Consider the following 14,599-nt stretch of genomic DNA (forward strand, 5'->3'; position numbering starts at 1 on the left):
AGACACGGAGGCCCCCCCATAGACGGAGAGTTCTTGGGGTCGTGTGGTCGGGCGGTCTGGGGGTCTGGCGGTGTTTGGGGTTCCGCGGACCGGCGCGGCCGGCCGGCACCGGTGCCGGCCGGCCGCGCCGTTGTCAGCCGCTGTCAGGATCCCCGCTGCCGGGCCGCCGGAGAAGAGGGCCCCCCGGAGCGTGGCGCTCCGCCCCGGACAGCGCCGCCAGCGCCAGGGCGGCCCCGATCAGCCAGCCGCCGAGCACGTCGGACGGCCAGTGGACACCGAGGTGGACCCGGGTGAACCCGACCCCGAGCACCGAAACGAGCGCCGCCCCCCACGCCCACCGCGAGCCGGGCACCAGCCACAGCAGCAGACCGCACACCACCGTCGCGGTCAGCGCGTGCCCCGACGGATAGGACGCGTAGTCGGCGCTGTCCAACGGGTCCGGCCACAGCGGCCTTTCACGCCCGACCGCCGCCTTTACCACCTGTTGCACCACCACGGCCGCCACCAGCGTCAGCAGGAAGCGGACGGACAGGGCCCGTTCGCCCCGCCACCACAGCCACCCGCAGACCGCCACCAGCAGGGCGCGCATCGTCCACGGGTCCCACACCCAGTCGCTCAGCACCCGGTTGACGGCGGTGACCGCCGGATGGGCGACGGCATACCCGTGCAGCGCCTCCGCGGTCCACAGGTCGAACCGGACCAGCGGCGGCACCCGCAGGACCACCAGCAGAGTCAGTGCCGCCGCGAGCAGTACGCAGCCGGCGCAGGCCCGTCTCAACCGATCGGTGGTGCTCCGCATAGCTCGGCATCCTCGCACCGGGGCGCCGCCCTGTCCGGGCGCCGCACACCGCCGGCGCACGGCCGTGTCGGATCATGTCGAGGGGGAAGCCGTCGAACCGTGGAGGTGGTGTCATGCCGACGCCGGAGCGGATGCTGCACGTGAACGGAGTGGACCTGGCGGCCCGGACGTTCGGGGACCCGGCCGCGCCGGCCCTCCTGCTGATCTCAGGGGCCGAGGCGACGATGGACTGGTGGGACGAGGAGTTCGTGGCCCGGCTCGCGGACGGCGGCCGGTACGTGGTGCGCTACGACACCCGCGACACCGGACGTTCCACGACCTGGCCGGTCGGGGCCCCCGGGTACGGGCAGGCGGACCTGGTCGCCGACGCGCTCGGCGTCCTGGACGCACTCGGCATCCGTGCGGCGCACCTCGTGGGCATCTCCATGGGCGGCGGCATCGCCCAGCGGCTCGGGATCGAGCACCCCGACCGGGTGGCGACGCTCACCCTCATCGCCACGAGTCCGGGCGGCCCCGGCGGGCCGGAACACCCCGACTTGCCGCCGATGAGCCACGAGCTGGCGAAGGCCCTCGCAGAGCCGGGCGAGGGGCCGGACTGGACCGACCGGGAGTCGGTGGTCGACCACTTCGTGAAGGTCGAGCACGCCTTCGCGGGCACGATCCCGGTCGACGAGGAATCCCTGCGGCGGACCGCCGGGCGGGCCTTCGGCCGCAGCCCCGTGCCGGCCGCCGCCGGCAACCACTGGCTGATCGAGGGCGGCACCCCGGTGCGGGACCGGCTCGGTACGATCGTCGCCCCCACGCTCGTGCTGCACGGCACCGGGGACCCGCTCTTCCCGTACGGCCACGGCGAGGCGCTCGCCCGGGAGATCCCCGGCGCGCGGCTGGTCCCGCTCACCGGCATGGGGCACCAGATGCCGCCGCGCGAGGTCTGGGACACCGTGGTGACCGAGATCCTCGCGCACACCGGTCCGGCCTGATCCGGAAGACGCGGCCTACCGGGTCAGGGCGCTGAGCCCCGGCCCGAAGGCCACCAGCAGGGGCAGCGCCGGCACCAGGGCCGCCGCCGCGGTCAGGCCCAGCCGGCGGCCCGGCGACAGCCGCGGGGTCGCTGCCAGCAGCCGGTTGACCCGCTGCGGGACGTGCGCCTCCGGCGGCGCCCACGGCCCGAACACGCCCCGGTCCTCGTTCAGCCCCACCAGCGCCAGCGCGGTGGTCAGCCGGCCGAACCGGCGCGAGGCCACGTCGTCGGCGGCCAGCTCCACCAGGTGGTGCATCTCCTCGCGGAACGCGGCGAACACCCGCACCTGCGGGAACGCCCCCGACAGCGCGCGCGAGCAGTTCAGCAGCCACTCGTGCCGGGCGACCGCGTGTCCCTGCTCGTGCGCGAGCACGGCGTCCAGCTGACGTCCCTTCAGCCGGTTCAACGCGGCGGTGGTCACCACCAGTTGCGGGGCCGCCCCCGGCACCCACCACGCTCCCGGCCGTTCGCCCTCCAGCAGGACCAGCCGTACCGGACCCGGGTCCTCTCCGGGCAACAGCGGTGCCCGCACCAGCAGTTCGGACCGGCGGGCGCGCCGCCGGGCCCGTGCCCGCAGCACCTCGCGGGTCAGCATCGCCCCGGTCCACACCGCACCGCCGGCCAGCACCACCGCGGTCCCGGCTGCCCACGGGTCGCCGGTGACCGGCCCGTACGCCTCGGCCACCCCGTGCGGGGCCGACGCGAACAGCCGCCCGCGCACCTCCTGCCAGGCCGTGGCCGCGCTCAGCAGCATCGACAGGCCCAGACAGAGCAGCACCCCGGCCACCGCGCACTGCCACGCCCACAACGCCACCACCGGCTCGCGTTCGGGCCATGCCGCGCGGCCCAGCAACCGGGGGGCCACGACGGCCGTCAGCGCGCCGAGCAGCAGCAGAACGGCGGAGACCATCATGTGACCACCCTATGAGCGGGCGACTACCTGCCGGTACGCTCCGGTGGCTTTGGTGACGCACGACACGTTTCGCTGGGCGGGAGCCGGTGCTCGCACCGTGGTGGCGCCGTGTTGCACATCGCGGTCCTACCGCGGTCCTATCGCGGTCACATGGTCAGCAGCATGGCGAACATGCCCATGCCCATGGCGAGTCGGCAGGCCCGGGTCAGTCCGTCGGGCGCACCGGTTCCGGCCGCGACCCCGCCGCCACCCGCAGCCCCCGCCGCGCCGGCCGCGACCACCGCCGGTCCCGACGCCAGCCGGGCACCGGCCAGCAGCACGTATCCCGTGCAGTAGAGGAGCAGCGCCCCGGTCAGCGGCTCCACCCCCGGCGAGAACACCATGTGCACCATCCCCAGCGACCCGACCAGATGGTGCGCGTGATGGCGCCCCCCGGTCCGTAACCGCCACAGCGCGTGCACCGAGGCGACGCAGAACACCGCCCCGAGCGCGAGGTGGAGCCCGCGGGCGCCGGCCGCCTGCGGCACCGCCATCACCGCCATGCCCAGCCCCATCACCCCGTCCGCGCGGTCCGCCGCTCTGCGTCCGCGCAGCAGGCAGTACCCGCCGCTCGTCGCGCACAGCAGCACCAGCAGCCAGGACAGTACGGGCGGTGCGGAATGGTGCACGGCGGAACCTCCCGGTTCGACGGTGACACCGGAAGAGATGCCCGCGCCGCGCCGCCCGCACGCCGGACCGGGTTAGGCTTCGGCGAGCAGAACACATGAACGGAGCCGCCGATGTCCACGCCCGCAGCCCTCAGCTTCCGCAGCGCCACCGCAGCCGACGTCGACTCCCTGGTCGAGCTCGTCGAGTCGGCGTACCGGGGCGAGAAGAGCCGCGGCGGTTGGACCACCGAGGCGGACTACCTGGACGGTCAGCGCACCGACCCCGACGGCGTCCGCGCGATCGTGGAGAGCCCGGACTCGCTGCTGCTGGCGGTGGAGCGCGACGGCGGGCTGGTGGCCTGCTGTCAGCTCGAACACCGCGGTGACCATGCCTACTTCGGCATGTTCGCGGTCCGGCCCGGTCTCCAGGGCGGCGGCCTCGGCAAGGAGATCCTGGCCGAGGCCGAGCGGCACGCCGCGCAGGACTGGGGCGTGAAGGAGATGCGGATGACCGTGATCAACATCCGCGAGGAGCTCATCGCCTACTACGAGCGGCGCGGGTACCGCCGCACCGGCGAGCTGAGCCCCTTCCCGTACGGGGACGAGCGCTTCGGGCGGCCCCGCCGCGACGACCTGGCCTTCGAACTGCTGGTGAAGCCCCTCTAGGCCAACGGCCCGGGCCGGTCCGCCCTGCGGGTCCCGCCCGTCCTGCCCTGTCCGGTCCGAGTCGGGCAGGGCAGGGGACCAGGGGCCGGCTAGGCGGTGAACCTGCCGGTGAGCCGGATCTCGGGGAAGTCGGTGGCCGCGCCGTCCAGTTCGAGGGCGCGCACCAGCCGCAGGTGCTCCATGGTGTTCACGGTCCAGCCGGTGACCCGCAGCCCCGCGGTGTGCGCGGACTCCACGGTCTCCAGCGTCAGCCGCCGGATGTTCAGGGAGACCGTTTCGGCACCGGCGGCCAGGGCCCGGTCCACGATGTCCTCGCCGTACCGGCCGGCCGTCAGCGTGGTCCGCACACCCGGCACCAGCCGGGAGATCTCCGCGAGGGCCGCGTCCTGCACGGAGGCCACCTCCACCCGCGCGGTCAGGTCCAGCCGCAGCAGCACGGCGGCCAGCGCCGCCGCGACCCCGCGGTCCGCGACGCCGACCAGCAGCGGGGTCCTGACCGCGTCGAGCACCTCCTCGAACAGCGGCACCCGCTCGCCCAGTCCGGCGTCGAGCTCGCGCAGCTCGGCCAGGGTGAGGTCGGCGACCGCGCCCGACCCGTCCGTGGTGCGGTCCACATCGGGGTCGTGCAGGACGACGAGTGCGCCGTCCTTGCTGACCTGTACGTCCAGGCCGATGACATCCATGCCGGAGCGTTCCGCGCGGACGAACGACCGGAGGGTGTTCTCCGGTTCGACACCCATGACTCCGCGGTGACCGATGGTGAGGAAAGTCAAGGTTCTCTCGCTTCCGTCGACGGCGGCTCCCGGCGAGGCCCGGTGTCCCGACCGAACCGCGCGGGTGAGGACGCATCGTAGTGCGCCGGAAGCGGGATGTGACCGGTCGTGCAGGGCCCCGGCAGGGCCGTCCGGCCGGTTCCCGCCAGGGCCGGACCGGCCGCCTCCGGGCCCGCGCGGGCCGGTCGCGTCACCCGGGCGTGGGCGCGTCCCCATCGGCTTGACCCGGACCTTCGACCTCAGGTCCAGGGTGAGAGCCGGGGGCCGTTCCCGGCCGCACCTCCAGGGCCGCGAGGTCCGCCAGCAGGGCCTCGGCCAGTTCCAGTTCCGCCAGGTGCTGCCGCTCGCTCCAGCGCAGCGCCAGAGCGGGGAACGCCCACTCCGGCACCTCCGCCGCGTGCGCCATGGCCTCCCGTACGGACGCCAGCTCGGCGCGGGTGCGCTCCTGGTGCTCCGCCACCATCTCCCGCAGCCGCTCCGGCTCGGACAGGTGCCCCAGCCAGACCCGGAGCAGCAGCCCGTGCTTGAGCACCGGCGGCCCGGCCTCGGCCGAGCCGGCCGCCCAGCCGGCCAGCGCCTCCCGCCCGGCGGGGGTGATGGCGTACCGGCGCTTGGTCCGGGTCTCCTCCGGGCCGGAGCGCTCGGAGGCGGCGTAGCCGAGCTGCTCCAGACGGCGCAGCTCGGCGTAGATCTGGCTGATGGCCGGCGACCAGTAGAAGAAGCGGAGGGAGGAGTCGGCCCACTTCTTCAGTTCGTAGCCGGTGCGGGCGCCCGGGAACGAGAGCAGCCCGAGGACCGCCCACGCGGTCGGCGGAAGGTCTTGCTTCTTTGGCTTATGACTACTAGTCATATTCCGAATTGAAGTGTGGCCGGACACGGGACGCAACCCTGGAGGCACCGTGAAATTCTCCGTGATCTTCGAGGCTCAACTGGCAGACCCGACCGTCGAACGGGAACATCAGGTCATCCGCGACTGCGTCGAGCAGGCCGTACTCGCCGAACGCATGGGCTTCGACCGGATCTGGGCCGTCGAACACCACTCGCTGAAGTGGTATGCACACATGAGCGCACCCGAGGTGTTCCTCAGCTTCGTGGCGGCCAGGACGAACACCATACGCATCGGCCACGGGGTCGTGTGCATGCCCTTCAATTTCAACCACCCGGCCCGGGTGGCCGAACGGGCGGCCATGCTCGACCTCCTCTCCGGCGGCCGGCTCGACCTGGGCGCCGGACGCGGCGGCACCGAGCAGGAGACCTCCCTGTGCGGGGTGGACCGGCAGCGCACCGCCCAGGAGGTGGAGGAGGCCCTGCGGATCATCGGCAAGGCCTGGCAGCGCGACGAGCTGGAGTACCACGGCGAGCTCATCGACATCGCCCCGCACCCGATCCTCCCCCGGCCCGCGCAGACCCCGCACCCGCCGCTGTTCCTCGCCTGCAGCCGCGAGGAGACCCTCGTCCAGGCGGCGGAACTGGGCATCGGCGCGCTGGTCATGGGCTTCGCCGGGCCGGAGTCGATCGCCGGGATGCGCGCCGTCTACGACGCGGCCCGCACGCGACGGGACGGCAGCAGGTTCGTCTCCACCGCCGTCAACGACCACTTCTCGGTGCTGTGCCCCACGATCGTGCTCGACGACCCCGAGGAGGCCCGCCGGGTCGGCATCCGCGGCCAGCGCTTCTTCGCCCAGTCCATCGGCCACTGGTACGGGGGAGCGGGCGTGCCCGACGAGGCGGTGGTGGAGGGCACCGACGAGGCGGCCGAGATGCGCCGGGCCGCGGAACAGGTGGCGGCCCGGCTCAACGAGCAGCGGATCCCGGTACGGCCCACCTCCACCGCCACCTTCAACGCCGACCACGCCTACGGCAGCGCCGACGACGCCATCGCCTACGTGGAACGGCTCCGTGACGCCGGGGCCGACGAGATCATGTGCCTGGTCCAGATGGGCACCGTGCCGCAGGAGGCCTGCATGGAGACCCTGCGGCAGTGGGGCGAGAAGGTCATCCCGCACTTCCGCGGGGCCGAGCGGCCGGGAGGCGCCGCATGACCGCCGCCCGCCCCGACCCTGTCGGCCGCCCCGACCCGGCCGCCCCGGCCGACCGCCTCGACCCCGCCGCGCGGCCCTTCGTGGACGCGCTCACCGCCGTCTTCCCCGACGTCGGCGGGGCCGTCACCGATGCCGTCGAGGCCCGGCGGATCCTCGCCGCCGCCCCCCGGACGCCCGGCGAACCGCCTCCGGTGGGGGCGGCGTGGGACCGGACCGTCCCCGGGCCGCCCGGCGCCCCGCCCGTCCCGGTCCGGATCTACCTACCCGACCCCGAGGAGTGGTCAGGCCCCCGCCCCACCGTGGTCTTCAGCCACGGTGGCGGCTTCGTCCTCTGCGACCTCGACACCCACGACGCCACCGCACGCCGGCTCTGCCGGGCGGCCGGTGCCGCCGTGGTCTCGGTGGACTACCGGCGGGCTCCCGAGCATCCCTTCCCGGCCCCGGTCGAGGACGTCCACGCCGTCCTGTGCTGGGCCGGGGAGCAGATCGGCGGACTCGGCGGAGACCCGGACGCCCTGGTGGTGGCCGGGGACAGCGCGGGAGGCACCCTGTCGGCGGCCGCGCTGCTGCTGGCCGCGGAGCGCGGCGGCCCGTCGGTCGCGCTGCAGGTGCTCGCCTACCCGGCGCTCTCGGCCGGCCTGGACTCCGCCTCCTGCCGGCGCAACGGCACCGGCTACTACCTCACCACCGCCCACCTCCGCTGGTTCTGGGCGCAGTACCTGGGGGTCCGCGGCGGCGCCCGCGACCGCCGCAATGCCCTGGCCTCGCCGCTGCACGCGTCCGGCGAGGCCCTCGCGGCGCTGCCGCCCGCGCACGTGGTGGTCGCCGGATGCGATCCGCTGCACGACGACGGGGTGGCCTGGCACCGGGCGCTGCGCGCTCACGGAGTGCCCTCGGCCCTCGACTCCCACCCCGGGATGTTCCACGGCTTCCTCGCCCTGGCGGAGTTCCTGCCCCCGGCACGTACCGCTCTGGAAAGAATCGGCGGAGCCGTCGCCTCCACGGTTGCCCACGGGAAGTCTTCCGGTGAAGTGAGGGGGACGACAGGATAATTTCCGGCTTCCCCTCTTGAGCGGGAGAGCCTCACATGTATACGTTGTCCATACGTGAGGTTCTCCTGTGGAGGAAGTGACATGACGGAAACTCTTGTGCCGGGCGTCGGCGGGGCCGTAATAACCGCCGGGTCGCGGGTGGTGGACCACCCCGCGTGGCCCGCGCTCAAGGCCGCCGTGGAGGAGATCCGCCCCTGGCAGTCCAAGGACGGCTCCATCGACTTCGAGGCCGAGGGCGCCCCCGAGCGCGGTGACGCGGAGGACGCCGTCCGCCGCGTGATCGCCGCCGTCGAGGAGCTCTCCCCGCTGCTCCCGCACGCCACCGCCTACCACCAGGCCCTCGTCACCGACCTGCGCAAGTGGGCCGAGAGCGGGTTCCCGGTGCCGGACTTCCTCGACTCCCTGCTGGCCTTCCAGCCGGCGGCCGAGCGCGTCGAGGGCCGTCAGCACCTGGTCGTGTTCCCGATGTACACGCAGAACGGCAACCCGGACCGCAACTTCGAGGCCGTCGTCCTGAAGATGGTGTGGCCCGAGTGGCTCGCCGAGCTGGAGCGCACCCGGTACGACAACCCGCTGTTCCTCGGCATCACCTTCGAGGACTTCACCGCGGGCTACGACACCAACTCCGCCGTGCTCTTCCCGGAGACCATCGCCGTCCGCGAGGCCCCCGAGCGCTTCACCTGGGGCGGCATCTTCTGCGACCGCGAGGCCGCCCGCTTCCGCAAGGTGACCGAGGCCGCCGTGGAGACCCTGGGCATGGAGCTGCCCGAGGACATCGCAGCGATGATCACCGACCAGGAGCGCTGCGAGAAGGCCTTCGTCCTGTGGGACATGGTCCACGACCGCACCCACAGCCACGGTGACCTGCCGTTCGACCCCTTCATGATCAAGCAGCGCCAGCCGTTCTGGATGTACGGCCTGGAGGAGCTGCGCTGCGACCTCACCGCCTTCAAGGAGGCCGTGCAGCTTGAGGCCGAGGGCAACGTCCACGGCCGCGACGTGCAGTACGCCGTGCTGTTCGACCGGATGTTCCGCTTCCCGCTCACCGGCGACCGCAACCGGAACTACGACGGCCTCGGCGGCCAGCTGCTCTTCGCCTACCTCCACAAGCACGACGTCGTGCGCTGGACGGACAACAAGCTGCGGATCGACTGGGAGCGCGCCCCCCGGATCACCAACCAGCTGTGCGCCGAGATCGAGAAGCTGTACCGCGACGGCATCGACCGCCCCAAGCTCGTCCACTGGTTCAAGGCGTACGAGCTGGTCTCCACCTACCTGGCCCCGCACCCGGGCTCCAAGTGGGCCAAGGGCCCGGACGCGCTGGACCTGACGCAGCCTCCCCGGAAGCTCGTGGACGACGTGCTTCCCGACGAGTTTCCGCTCAGCATGTTCTTTGAGGCGCTCGCCAAGAAGCTCAAGGGAGTGATCGCCTCCACGAAGGGGATCACCGCGCAGAACGCCGACCTCGCTGACGCCGGCGCGACTGCCGCGTGATTCCTCGCCCACAGGAGGCTTACAACATGAACAACGGGAACGGGACGCTCAGCGGAGCCGTGGTCGCGGTGGCCGGAGCCGGCGGCCCGGCCGGCCGCGCCGCGCTGCTCCGCCTCGCCGAGGCCGGCGCCACGGTCGTCGCGTCCGACGCGGACCCGGCCCGCCTGGCCGAGGCCGTGGACGCGGCCCGCTACGCCCACGGCGGGGCCACCGTCACCGGTGACACGGTGGACCTCCTCGACCTGGAGGCCACCAGGGAGTGGGCCGCCCGTACCGAGAAGGAGTTCGGGCGGGTCGACGGCCTGGTCCACCTGGTCGGCGGCTGGCGCGGCAGCAATTCCTTCACCGAGACCGACCTGGGCGACTGGGACTTCCTGGAGAAGCTCCTGATCCGCACCGTCCAGCACACCTCGATGGCCTTCCACGACGGGCTGATGCGCAGCGGCAACGGCCGCTACGTGCTGGTCAGCCAGTCCGGCGCGCACAAGCCGGTGGCGAACAACGCGGCGTACAACGCGGGCAAGGCCGCCGCCGAGGCCTGGACGCTGGCGATGGCGGACTCCTTCCGCAAGGCTGGGGGCGAGGACGGCCCGCGCGCGGCGGCTGCGATCCTGATCATCAAGGCACTGGTGCACGACGCCATGCGCGCCGAGCGTCCCAATGCGAAGTTCGCGGGCTTCACCGACGTCAAGGAGCTGGCCGAGGCCATCGTCGGCGTCTGGGAGCGGCCCGCCCCGGAAGTGAACGGACAGCGTCTGTGGCTCACCCCGCAACCCTGAAGACCGATGCCCGCCGGCACCACGACCCGGCGGTGCGCGGCTTCGCCAGCGACAACTACGCGGGAGCCCACCCGGAGGTCCTCGAGGCCATCGCCCTCGCCAACGGCGGCCACCAGGTCGCCTACGGCGAGGACGAGTACACCGAACACCTGCAGAAGATCATCCGCAGCCACTTCGGACCGTACGCCGAGGCGTTCCCGGTCTTCAACGGCACCGGCGCGAACGTCACCGCCCTCCAGGCGATGACCGACCGCTGGGGCGCGGTCATCTGCGCCAAGAGCGCCCACATCAACGTGGACGAGGGCGGCGCGCCGGAGCGGATGGCCGGCCTCAAGCTGCTCGCCGTCCCCACCCCGGACGGCAAGCTCACCCCCGAGCTGATCGACCAGGAGGCCTGGGGCTTCGAGGACGAGCACCGGGCCATGCCGCAGGTCGTGTCGATCACCCAGAACACCGAGCTGGGCACGGTCTACACCCCGGAGGAGATCCGGGCGATCTGCGAGCACGCGCACGCGCTCGGCATGAAGGTGCACCTCGACGGTGCCCGGATAGCCAACGCCGCGGCCTCGCTCGACGTGCCGATGCGCACCTTCACCAACGCGGTGGGCGTCGACGTGCTGTCCTACGGCGGCACCAAGAACGGCATGCTGTTCGGCGAGGCCGTGGTGGTGCTCAACCCGGACGCGGTCCGGCAGATGAAGCACATCCGCAAGATGTCGATGCAGCTCGCCTCGAAGATGCGCTTCGTGTCGGTGCAGCTGGAGGCCCTGCTGGCCAAGGACCTGTGGCTGCGCAACGCCCGGCACGCCAACGAGATGGCGCAGCGGCTCGCGGCGGGCGTGCGCGAGGTGGACGGGGTGGAGATCCTCTACCCGGTCCAGGCGAACGCGGTGTTCGCGAAGCTTCCGCACGAGGTGTCCCGGCGGCTGCAGCAGCGGTACCGCTTCTACTTCTGGGACGAGGCGGCCGGTCACGTCCGCTGGATGTGCGGGTTCGACACGCAGATCGAGGACGTGGACGGCTTCCTGCAGGCGCTGAAGGGAGAGATGGCCCGCTGACCCCCGTGCCGTCCACGGCCGCGGGTTATCGATAGACATACGAAAATCTGCATAGGTATGCTCCTGGATCATGGAACTGATCCAGGAGCATTCCGACGTGTCCGCGTACCTCGCGGCGGACGAAGTCATCGACCACGACCACCCGTTGGTCCAGGAGACCGCCGACGCCCTCTGGACCGCCACCGGCGACGCGTACGCATACGCCAAGGTCGCCTTCGAGTTCGTCCGCGACACCGTCCCGCACTCCGCCGACTCCGGGGACATGCGGGTCACCTGGCGCGCCTCCGACGTGCTCGCCACCCGCAACGGCATCTGCTACGCCAAGTCCCACGCGCTGGCCGCGCTGCTGCGGGCCCGCGGCATCCCCACCGCCCTGTGCTACCAGCGGCTCACCGAGGACGACGGCGCCGATCCGGTGGTGCACGGCCTGGTCGCCGTCCTGCTGCCCGGTGAGGACGCCTGGGCGCGCCAGGACCCCCGGGGCAACAAGCCCGGCGTGAACGCCCAGTTCTCCCTCGGGCCGGAGCAGCTCGCCTTCCCCGTACGCCCGGAGCTCGGCGAGGCCGACTACCCGGTCCTCCACGCCGCCCCGCACCCGGCCGCGCTCCGGGCGCTCCAGGAGTCCCCGGACCGCCCGGCCCTCTGGCGGAACCTGCCCACGGAGCTGTAGCGGCCCTACCCCGGCTCCGCCGAGCCGGCCTTCCGTGCCGGCTTCCGCGGCTCCCGTACGAGGGCCGGAGCGGCATCCGCGGCCGGAGCGGAGCGCGCGGCGGGGGACCGGCCCCGCACGCCCCGGTGCAGCGCCGCCGCGGCGAGCTGGAGCCCGGCGATGCACAGCAGCAGCCCCCGCGGCGACGCGGAAGCGGCCAGCCCGGCCAGGGCCGCGCCCAGCGCCGCGGCGGTGACCTTCAGCCCGGCCCCCAGCGTGAACACCTGGGTACGGGCCCCCGCCGGCGCGTGCTCCGAGCGCAGCCGCAGGGTGGCCGTCAGCAGCGGCCCGTCGCACACCCCCGCCACGCCGAACAGCACCGCGACCACCGGCAGTGACGGTCCGGCAGCCGCGGCGGCGAGCGCCGCCCCCGTGCCGGCCAGGGCCCAGCGGGCCAGCCGGCCCGGCTCCACGGACGTGAGCCGGCCCAGGGTCAGCGACCCCGTCAGCGCCCCCACCGCGAACGCCGTCAGCAGCACGCCGCCGCCGCGCGGACTCAGCAGGACCGAGGTCGTGCTCAGCGCCCCGACGCCGACGAAGGCCAGCGTGGTCGCCGAGGTGATCGCGCGCAGTTCGCGCACCCGCCACAGCGCGGCCAGCCCCGCCGCCATCCCGGACCCCAGCGAACCGCCGCCTCCCGCCGCCGGGGCGTACGGCAGCGTCGCCGCCAGCACCGCCGCCACGGCCGCCCCCGACGCCAGCAGCAGCACCGCCGGGCCGGCCGACCCCAGCGCCGCGCACGCGCTCACCACGACCGGAGCCGTCACCGAGGCCGCGTTGTAGGTCGCCGCGTCCCAGCCGTAGGCCCGGTCCCGTCCGGGGCCTGGCGGCACCAGCCCCGCGACCAGGCTGGACATCCCGCCCGTCACCATCGGCCCGCAGGAGCCGCCGACCAGGGCCACCGCGAGCACCACCGGCGTCGGCCCCCGGCCGACCAGCAGTGCCAGCGCGGCCATGGCCGTGGCGAAGCCGGCCAGCGCTCCCACCTGGAAGACCCGCGGACGCCGGCTGCGGGCCGCCAGCGCCCCGGCCACCGGCGCGGCCAGGACGTGCGGCGCCAGCCACGCCGTCAGCACGAACGCCCCGTGCGCCGCACTGCCCGTCCGCTCCAGCGCCAGCAGCACCAGCGCGATCCCCATGCCCTCGGAGGCAAGCCGCGCGGCCAGCGCCGCGCCCAGATATCGCCGTAACGCCTTCATGACCCAAGACGTTACACTGCGGGTGTGAACGGTTTCGACCCCGCGCTGCGCCTGCTCGACATCGCCGAAGCGGTCCGCGTCAGCCCCGACCTGCCCCGGCTCGAACTCGCCGCCCTCCTCGCCCAGCACGGGGAAAGCCCGCAGGACCTGGACGAACCCGCCTTCACCGAGGCCGACGCCGCCGAACTGCGCGCGGCCGCCCGCCGGATGGGCGAGGTGCTCGCCGAAACCGACGCCGACCGCGCCGCGCACTCCCTCAACGCGGTCTTCGAGGGCTGCGGGGCCCGCCCGCGGCTGAGCCGCCACGACGGCCACGCCTGGCACCTCCACGTCGACCGGGAGGGCGCGGGGTGGGGCGACTGGTTCCTGGCCTCCGGGGCCCTCGCCCTGGCCGGCCTGCTCACCGGGCACGGCCGCACCGCCTGGGGCGCCTGCCCGGCGGCCGGCTGCGGCCGCTACTTCCTGGGCACGGGCCCCGGCAGCCCCCGCCGCTACTGCTCGGCCTCCTGCTCCGGCCGCGCCCGCGTCGCCGCCCACCGCCGCCGGCAGGCGGCCTCCGGCTGACCACAGGCCACCCGCCCGGCGCAGAGCTCCGTCTCCGGATGGCCGAGGCGTGTACCCCGTGGGGGGGCTGCCGGGAGGCGCTCCCGGCGGACGGCGATGAGGCTGGCTGCGACCCCCTCGTCGAAGGAGACCTGGATGAACCTGCAGTCCGGCGCGGCCCGAAGGCCCTCACACAGGGCCCGGCGCACGCCCGTCCTCGCCAGGAGCGCGGCCGTGGCCGCCCTCGCGCTCACGCTGACCGCCGGCGGGATCGCCGGCACGAGCGCGGCCCCGGCCGGCTCCGCGGGCGGCGGTGAGGACCGGGTGTCCCGCCTGGCCTTCCACGACCAGTCGCGCAAACTCTGGGAGGACCACATCACCTGGACGCGGCTCTCGATCGTGAGTTTCGCCGGGAACCTGCCGGACCTGCAGCCCACCCTCCAGCGGCTGTTCCGCAACCAGGACGACCTCGGCAACTCCTTCAAGCCGTTCTTCGGCGAACAGACCGGCAACGAGCTGAGCGCGCTCCTCCGGGAGCACATCCAGGGCGCGGTCGACATCCTGGTGGCGGCCAGGGCCGGGGACCAGCAGCAGCTGCAGGCGGCCATCGCCGCCTGGTACGCCAACGGGGAGGAGATCGCGGACTTCCTCCACGAGCTGAACCCGAAGTTCTGGCCCCGGGACGAGATCCGCGCCGCGATGCGCGAGCACCTGGACCTGACGCTTGAAGAGGCCACCCACCGCCTGCAGGGCGACTTCGAGGCGGACATCCAGGACTACGACGAGGTGCACGACCACATCCTCGGCTTCGCTGACTTCCTGTCCTGCGGGATCATCAAGAAGTTCCCGGACCAGTTCAAGAAGAAGCCCGGGCAGGACGCCATCTGTCCCTGACGTCCCCCGT

16 protein-coding genes are annotated in these 14,599 nt (G+C 73.4%); 10 read left to right on the forward strand and 6 right to left on the reverse strand.

Annotation, left to right across the window (positions count from 1 at the left end; all coding sequences use genetic code 11):
- Positions 1-133: 133 nt before the first annotated feature.
- Positions 134-799 carry a phosphatase PAP2 family protein gene (locus AC067U_RS28745; protein ID WP_478832698.1) on the reverse strand — a complete coding sequence of 222 codons (666 nt, stop codon included), beginning with the start codon at positions 797-799 and terminating at the stop codon, positions 134-136.
- A gap of 113 nt (positions 800-912) precedes the next feature.
- On the opposite strand from AC067U_RS28745, the gene AC067U_RS28750 reads away from it, so the two are divergent.
- The gene (locus tag AC067U_RS28750) at positions 913-1,779 is read left to right on the forward strand and encodes an alpha/beta fold hydrolase (protein WP_478832699.1); all 867 of its coding nucleotides are present in this window, start codon (positions 913-915) and stop codon (positions 1,777-1,779) included.
- Positions 1,780-1,794: 15 nt separating this feature from the next.
- Here the strand turns inward: AC067U_RS28750 and AC067U_RS28755 are convergent, their stop codons facing one another.
- Together AC067U_RS28755 and AC067U_RS28760 are read right to left on the reverse strand one after the other, a co-directional pair.
- Complete coding sequence (locus tag AC067U_RS28755; RefSeq protein WP_478832700.1) at positions 1,795-2,733, reverse strand: M56 family metallopeptidase; 939 nt, start codon at positions 2,731-2,733, stop codon at positions 1,795-1,797.
- Between the two features lie 146 nt (positions 2,734-2,879).
- Positions 2,880-3,401 (reverse strand): DUF5134 domain-containing protein, encoded by a 522-nt coding sequence (locus AC067U_RS28760; protein WP_478832701.1) that lies wholly within the window; start codon positions 3,399-3,401, stop codon positions 2,880-2,882.
- Positions 3,402-3,512: 111 nt separating this feature from the next.
- Between AC067U_RS28760 and AC067U_RS28765 the strand changes: the two genes are divergently transcribed.
- Positions 3,513-4,046, forward strand: coding sequence for a GNAT family N-acetyltransferase (locus tag AC067U_RS28765; RefSeq protein WP_478832702.1), 534 nt, complete (start codon positions 3,513-3,515; stop codon positions 4,044-4,046).
- An 89-nt stretch (positions 4,047-4,135) separates the two neighbouring features.
- Here the strand turns inward: AC067U_RS28765 and AC067U_RS28770 are convergent, their stop codons facing one another.
- A complete protein-coding gene (locus AC067U_RS28770; RefSeq protein ID WP_478832703.1) occupies positions 4,136-4,819 on the reverse strand; it encodes a glycerophosphodiester phosphodiesterase in 684 nt (227 codons plus the stop codon).
- Between the two features lie 190 nt (positions 4,820-5,009).
- On the reverse strand, positions 5,010-5,669 hold the full coding sequence (locus tag AC067U_RS28775) for a PadR family transcriptional regulator (RefSeq protein ID WP_478832704.1): 660 nt from the start codon (positions 5,667-5,669) through the stop codon (positions 5,010-5,012).
- Positions 5,670-5,718: 49 nt separating this feature from the next.
- On the opposite strand from AC067U_RS28775, the gene AC067U_RS28780 reads away from it, so the two are divergent.
- The 6 genes from AC067U_RS28780 (at position 5,719) to AC067U_RS28805 (ending at position 11,914) form a co-directional block, all read left to right on the forward strand.
- Positions 5,719-6,861 (forward strand): LLM class flavin-dependent oxidoreductase, encoded by a 1,143-nt coding sequence (locus tag AC067U_RS28780; protein WP_478832705.1) that lies wholly within the window; start codon positions 5,719-5,721, stop codon positions 6,859-6,861.
- Positions 6,858-7,913, forward strand: a complete 1,056-nt coding sequence (locus tag AC067U_RS28785) for an alpha/beta hydrolase (protein WP_478832706.1) — start codon at positions 6,858-6,860, stop codon at positions 7,911-7,913. The genes AC067U_RS28780 and AC067U_RS28785 overlap by 4 nt, the downstream gene beginning before the upstream one ends.
- A gap of 81 nt (positions 7,914-7,994) precedes the next feature.
- Positions 7,995-9,407: a DUF6421 family protein gene (locus AC067U_RS28790; protein ID WP_478832707.1), complete on the forward strand. Its 1,413-nt coding sequence runs from the start codon at positions 7,995-7,997 to the stop codon at positions 9,405-9,407.
- Between the two features lie 26 nt (positions 9,408-9,433).
- Positions 9,434-10,186, forward strand: a complete 753-nt coding sequence (locus AC067U_RS28795) for an SDR family NAD(P)-dependent oxidoreductase (RefSeq protein WP_478832708.1) — start codon at positions 9,434-9,436, stop codon at positions 10,184-10,186.
- Positions 10,183-11,244, forward strand: coding sequence for a threonine aldolase family protein (locus AC067U_RS28800; RefSeq protein WP_478832835.1), 1,062 nt, complete (start codon positions 10,183-10,185; stop codon positions 11,242-11,244). The genes AC067U_RS28795 and AC067U_RS28800 overlap by 4 nt, the downstream gene beginning before the upstream one ends.
- 70 nt (positions 11,245-11,314) lie before the next feature.
- Positions 11,315-11,914: a transglutaminase-like domain-containing protein gene (locus AC067U_RS28805; protein ID WP_478832709.1), complete on the forward strand. Its 600-nt coding sequence runs from the start codon at positions 11,315-11,317 to the stop codon at positions 11,912-11,914.
- A gap of 5 nt (positions 11,915-11,919) precedes the next feature.
- On the opposite strand, the gene AC067U_RS28810 is transcribed toward AC067U_RS28805, so the two are convergent.
- A complete protein-coding gene (locus AC067U_RS28810; RefSeq protein ID WP_478832710.1) occupies positions 11,920-13,152 on the reverse strand; it encodes an MFS transporter in 1,233 nt (410 codons plus the stop codon).
- A gap of 24 nt (positions 13,153-13,176) precedes the next feature.
- Here AC067U_RS28810 and AC067U_RS28815 point away from each other — a divergent pair, with 24 nt between their 5' ends.
- Positions 13,177-13,716, forward strand: coding sequence for a CGNR zinc finger domain-containing protein (locus AC067U_RS28815; RefSeq protein ID WP_478832711.1), 540 nt, complete (start codon positions 13,177-13,179; stop codon positions 13,714-13,716).
- Positions 13,717-13,851: 135 nt separating this feature from the next.
- On the forward strand, positions 13,852-14,589 hold the full coding sequence (locus AC067U_RS28820; RefSeq protein WP_478832712.1) for a hypothetical protein: 738 nt from the start codon (positions 13,852-13,854) through the stop codon (positions 14,587-14,589).
- Positions 14,590-14,599 lie beyond the last annotated feature (10 nt).

The sequence above is a fragment of the Streptomyces sp. NPDC043853 genome, from assembly GCF_056436025.1.